The organism is Intestinibacter sp. (assembly GCF_051866655.1).
In the GTDB taxonomy this organism is placed as follows: Bacteria; Bacillota; Clostridia; order Peptostreptococcales; family Peptostreptococcaceae; genus Intestinibacter.
On record NZ_JBJDXL010000279.1, the window covers coordinates 1 to 4049 of the forward strand.

A 4049-nucleotide genomic window follows, 5' to 3' on the forward strand; every position below is an offset into this window, starting at 1 on the left:
CTAGACAACAACATAGCTGTATGGGATGTAATCGCCAGCTGCGAAATAGAGGGCTCTAGTGACAGCAGTATAAAAAATGTAGTCGTAAACGACTTTAATTCAATAATAGATAAATCTAATATAAAGCAAATATTTTGCAATGGAGGAAAATCCTACGATTTATATAGAAAATACTGTGAAAAATCTACAAACATGAAGGCGATAAAGCTACCATCTACAAGTCCTGCAAATGCTAGATTTTCACTAGATAAGCTGATATCAGAGTGGAAAATTATCGACGACTATTTGAAGTAACATCAAATATATGATATTATATAGACCTATCACAAATTTTAGGAGGAAACTTAATGGAAAATTTACCAAATTGTCCAAAATGCAGTTCAGAATACACTTATGAAGACGGTTCCCTTTTAGTCTGTCCTGAATGTGGCTATGAATGGAATGCAAGCATGGCATCTGAGGACGAAAATGTTATAAAAGACGCAAATGGAAATGTTTTAAGCGACGGAGATTCTGTAATTGTAATAAAAGATCTTAAGGTAAAAGGAAGCTCATCTTCTATAAAAATAGGAACTAAGGTAAAAAACATAAGACTAGTACACGATCCATCTGATGGCCACGATATAGAATGCAAAATCGATGGTTTTGGTGCTATGAAATTAAAATCTTCAGTAGTGAAGAAATCATAATAAATGATATTTAACTATAAAAAGACTAGGTCAAACCTAATCTTTTTATATGTTAATATTTTACAATTATATAAAATTTTTTTTATTTGATTTACTTTTATTTTTTAGTAATTTTTTTATAATTCTTTTGTAAGTTTTTTATTGAATTCTGTATACAAATAAATTTATAATTTCTTCTATTTATATATAATACGAAATAATCATACGTTTTCCCAAAATACTTATCATTTTTATCACAAATTCCGACAAAAATAACCGATTGACACTAATAAATTCCTTTAATATAATAATACTCAAGAAATTGAGAACACAAACTATTTTAAATAACGTAAAAAACATATACACTAAGTTTGGCATATATTTAGAGTATATGAATTAATACATATTCTACTTTCCCCAAAGTTAGAATTTAAAAGTCAGCCCGGCATAGCTGGCTTTTTTAGTTTTTTGAAATACTTAAAAAGGCTATCAACCTATTTAAAGATTGATAGCCTTCACTATTACAAGCAAATTAAATTATATTCAAGTATTAATTATTCAACTACTACTGCTGTTCCATAAGCTATAACTTCACTAGCACCTTGTACTATAGAAGAAGTCATAAATCTCATTCCAACTATAGCATTTGCTCCTGCACTGCTAGCTTTTTCTATTAATCTCTTCATAGCTATATCTCTAGCTTCTTCCATCATAGCAGTATAAGATTTCATTTCTCCACCTACTAAACCCTTTAGTCCAGCTCCAATATCTTTACCTATGTTCTTTGATTGAACTGTTCCTCCTGAAATAACTCCTACAACCTCTTTAATTTCTTTTCCTGGTATTTGATCTGTTGTAACTATAATCATTTTCTCTTCCCCCTAAAAATATTATTAAAATTTTACACTTTTATAAATAAATACGGAAAATATATTTTTCCATATTACTCATCTTCATTTAAAGTCGATTTTTTCTTGCTCTTTTTGCGCGCCTTGACGCATTCTGTGAGCAAGTACTCTATCTGACCATTTATAGATCTAAACTCATCCTCTGACCACTGAGCTAATTCATTCCACAGAGTTGGCGAAATTCTAAGCAAAATTTGTTTTTTACTTTTGTCTTTTTTCTCAGCCATAATTATTAATAAATAGAACCGCTATTTACTATAGGTTGAGCGTCCTTACTTCCACATAAGACTACAAGTAAGTTGCTTACCATAGCGGCCTTTCTCTCGTCGTCTAGATCGACAACTTCCTTTTCGCTAAGAGAATTAAGCGCCATTTCAACCATACCCACAGCTCCTTCTACTATTTTCTTACGAGCTGCTATTATAGCCTCTGCTTGTTGACGTTGTAGCATCGCCGCTGCAATCTCTGGTGCATAAGATAAGTGAGTTATACGTACTTCTTCTACTTCTATACCTGCTATTTCAACACGTTTTTGAAGCTCTTCTTTTAATTTATCTGCTACCTCTTGACTACTTCCACGAAGCGATTTTTCTTTGTGATCCTCTGAATCCTCTGAATCATATGGATAAAGTCTCGCAACATTTCTTATAGTTGAGTCACATTGTATTGATAAAAATGTCTTGTAGTTTTCTACATTGAATACAGCCTTTGTAGGATTTACTACCTTCCAAATAACTATAGTTCCTATTATTATAGGATTTCCTAGCTCGTCATTTACCTTTTGTTTTTGGTTGTTAAGTGTCATAGCCTTTAAAGATATTTTTTTATTTTTTGAAGTTGTACTCTCTTCGTCTGAATCTTTTTCTCCTAGCTTGCCGAGCTTAGTTAGTTGTGGTTCATAAGTAGGATTAATCGCTGTTACAAACGGATTTACAAAGTAAAATCCTGGTTTTTTAAGTGTTCCGTAGTAATTACCAAATAAAACGAATACTATAGATTCATTTGGATTTACTATTTTTAAACCACATAGTAGAAGTATTCCTACTATTAATAAAACTATCACAACTGGAATAAGCCATATCACTTCAAATACAACTGATAAAACTATCCCTGCTGGAAAAGCTAAGATACATAATATTCCTAGAAAAAGACCTAACCAACCACTCATGGCGTTTATTTCTTTTTCTTCAATGGATTTGTCCTGTTTAGCTAGATTTACTTCACTCATAGATACACACCTCCTCGTAATTTTCGATAACTATTTGTGAAGAACTTGTTTTTATAAAATTTACCTGACTTCGTCTTCCTTGTATAAAAATGATATTATTTTGATATCATTTTTATATTTATATAATAATTCATTTTTCCATATTTTTCTAGTTACACTTTTGTAATATTTCAAAGTAAATATTCTCTACAATATAAGACTTAATGTCAAATAATAGTAAATATTTTTAAAATATAGTATAATTTTATTAAATTTCAAATAATTTCCTTATTAATCGAGGAATATTTTAATATTTATTATGAGGAGGAAAATCTTATGTCAAATTCTAATTTTGCTAAAAATGGATGTCGTGGATGTTATGCTTGTATCAGACATTGTGCTGTAGACGCTATAGTAATCAAAGATGGTCAAGCCGACATCCTTAAAGATAGATGTATTCTTTGTGGTAAATGCTCTAAAGCATGTCCACAACATTATAGACTTGAAAAAACGAGCTTTAGTGCTGTCAAGAGCTTAATTAAAAGAGGGGAAAAGGTAATCGCATCAATCGACCCTAGCTTTGCGGCTGCATTTGGTGATAAAAGCCTTAAAATACCAGCTGCACTTAGAAAACTAGGCTTTTCTCATGTAGAGGATTCTAGTATAACTACAAAACCAATTTTTGACATATACAATGCCTATGCAAATGAAAAGGACAATCAAAACTACATTACATCTATGTGCCCTTCAATCAACCACCTTATTCAAAAGCACTATCCAGAATTAGCAGGCTGTCTAATTCCTGTAGTTTCACCATATATAAGCCATGGACGTTTTTTAAAGCGTAAATATGGAAGCGACAACAAAATCGTATTTATAGAGCCTTGTATAGCTAAAAAAACCGACGCAAATAATGAAATTTGTGCAGACGAGGTTATAACATTTTACGAATTACAAAAATGGCTAACTATAGAAAATATAAACTTTGACGAGCTTGAAATCGAACCTTTCGACCTTGTATGTAATGATAAGGTACTATTCCCGATGCCAGGAGAAACTGCCAAGCTTATGGAAAGCAAAAATCCTCATAAAACAGTTTTATGCGTAAACGGTATTGACGATTGTAAAAGTGTCCTAAACGCTATAAAGGACGGTAAATTTGAAAATACCTTCTTTGAAATGAACGCCTGTGACCACGGATGCTTATACGGCTCAGATTTAAATACAGACGACAGATGCTTCATAGAAGTAAAACGAGATCTATTA

The 4049-nt window shown here is 31.5% G+C and carries 6 protein-coding genes; 3 read left to right on the top strand and 3 right to left on the bottom strand.

What is annotated here, in order from left to right:
• Both ACI3VO_RS08305 and ACI3VO_RS08310 read left to right on the top strand, forming a co-directional pair.
• Window positions 1-294: DNA-deoxyinosine glycosylase (locus ACI3VO_RS08305; protein WP_439757465.1), on the top strand; the 294-nt coding region annotated here is incomplete at its 5' end.
• 53 nt (window positions 295-347) lie between these two features.
• Entirely contained in the window at window positions 348-689 is a 342-nt protein-coding gene (locus ACI3VO_RS08310; RefSeq protein ID WP_439757466.1) for a zinc ribbon domain-containing protein YjdM, read from the top strand.
• Between the two features lie 533 nt (window positions 690-1222).
• Here ACI3VO_RS08310 and ACI3VO_RS08315 read toward each other — a convergent pair.
• The 3 genes from ACI3VO_RS08315 to ACI3VO_RS08325 form a co-directional block, all read right to left on the bottom strand.
• Window positions 1223-1537 carry a YbjQ family protein gene (locus tag ACI3VO_RS08315; protein ID WP_439757467.1) on the bottom strand — a complete coding sequence of 105 codons (315 nt, stop codon included), beginning with the start codon at window positions 1535-1537 and terminating at the stop codon, window positions 1223-1225.
• Between the two features lie 74 nt (window positions 1538-1611).
• Window positions 1612-1803, bottom strand: a complete 192-nt coding sequence (locus ACI3VO_RS08320) for an Arc family DNA-binding protein (protein ID WP_439757468.1) — start codon at window positions 1801-1803, stop codon at window positions 1612-1614.
• Window positions 1804-1808: 5 nt separating this feature from the next.
• Window positions 1809-2804: an SPFH domain-containing protein gene (locus ACI3VO_RS08325; protein ID WP_439757469.1), complete on the bottom strand. Its 996-nt coding sequence runs from the start codon at window positions 2802-2804 to the stop codon at window positions 1809-1811.
• Window positions 2805-3119: 315 nt separating this feature from the next.
• On the opposite strand from ACI3VO_RS08325, the gene ACI3VO_RS08330 reads away from it, so the two are divergent.
• Window positions 3120-4049 (top strand): [Fe-Fe] hydrogenase large subunit C-terminal domain-containing protein (locus ACI3VO_RS08330; RefSeq protein WP_439757470.1); only part of this gene is annotated, 930 nt, incomplete at its 3' end.

What these genes read in the sequence shown, in the direction of transcription:
- ACI3VO_RS08325 (WP_439757469.1), bottom strand. Translation starts at nt 2,804, where the DNA reads ATGAGTGAAGTAAATCTAGCTAAACAGGACAAATCCATTGAAGAAAAA.
- ACI3VO_RS08315 (WP_439757467.1), bottom strand. Translation starts at nt 1,537, where the DNA reads ATGATTATAGTTACAACAGATCAAATACCAGGAAAAGAAATTAAAGAG.
- ACI3VO_RS08310 (WP_439757466.1), top strand. Translation starts at nt 348, where the DNA reads ATGGAAAATTTACCAAATTGTCCAAAATGCAGTTCAGAATACACTTAT.
- ACI3VO_RS08320 (WP_439757468.1), bottom strand. Translation starts at nt 1,803, where the DNA reads ATGGCTGAGAAAAAAGACAAAAGTAAAAAACAAATTTTGCTTAGAATT.